This is a genomic window from Ruminococcus sp. RTP21198st1_G1_RTP21198_201120 (assembly GCF_040924265.1).
Classification (GTDB): domain Bacteria; phylum Bacillota; class Clostridia; order Oscillospirales; family Ruminococcaceae; genus Hominimerdicola; species Hominimerdicola aceti.
Genome location: NZ_JBCOMH010000043.1, coordinates 1 through 1,012 on the forward strand (window position 1 = coordinate 1; position 1,012 = coordinate 1,012).

The 1,012-nt window shown below is 43.8% G+C and carries 2 protein-coding genes; both read left to right on the plus strand.

Translation table 11 applies throughout. From position 1 onward, the window contains the following. Window positions 1-378 (plus strand): hypothetical protein (locus tag AB5627_RS14190; protein ID WP_368369920.1); only part of this gene is annotated, 378 nt, incomplete at its 5' end. A gap of 17 nt (window positions 379-395) precedes the next feature. Further along, the coding region (locus AB5627_RS14195) for an ATP-binding cassette domain-containing protein (RefSeq protein WP_368369921.1) at window positions 396-1,012 on the plus strand (617 nt) is incomplete at its 3' end.

Consider the following 1,012-nt stretch of genomic DNA (forward strand, 5'->3'; position numbering starts at 1 on the left):
GAAAATCTCTACAATCAGCTCACAGTATTTTCAGCCGCAGTGCAAAGCTACCTGCTCGTGTTCGCATACCTTATGATAATTGGGCTTATCCTGCTGAGCTTTTCACTTGTGAAACACAAAACTGTGGGTTTTGTCCTCTGCGGAGCGGTGATATCATTAGGCACAGCGTTCTGCTCCATAAAGACAACGCTTATGTGGACAATGCCAATGGCGAACAGCATAATATGGCTGCATTACACAAAATATTTCCGTGAGCCTGTTATGTCAATGAGTTTTTCGGTCAGCTATCTTGCCATATTTATAGCGGTACTGCTGGCGTTCTGCTTTATCGCCATAAGAAAATTCAATTACGACAATGTTGCAGAGATAGCAAGTTAGGAAATTAGGGGGACGAAATGGATATCATCAATGTAAATGACGTATGCCTTACGCTTGGCAAAACGGAGATACTAAAGCACATAAATGTGTCCTTTGAGGAGGGCAAGATACACGGACTTATCGGCAGAAACGGCAGCGGAAAGACAATGCTTATGAAGTGCATATGTGGTTTTATCAAGCCCACGAACGGTGAGATTATCGTTGACGGCAAGCAAGTGGGCAAGGACGTTGACTTCCCGAAAGATATGGGTATCATTATTGAAACACCTGGGTTTATACCGTATTACAGTGGATACAAAAATCTCAAACTTCTTGCGGGTCTTAACAACAAGATCGGCAAAGATGAGATAAAAAGCAGTATGAAACAGGTGGGACTTGATCCCGAACTAAAGCGACATGTCCGCAAATACAGTCTAGGTATGCGGCAGCGTTTGGGACTTGCACAAGCCATTATGGAAAATCCGAAGATACTCATTCTTGACGAGCCTTTCAATGGTCTTGACAAGGACGGCGTAAAAGAAATGCGTGAATATCTGCTCAGCTACAAAGAACAGGGCAAGACTATTCTTATATGCTCACACTCTGCGGAGGACATCTCCGTGCTGTGCGATACTGTGCATGAAATGGATAAGGG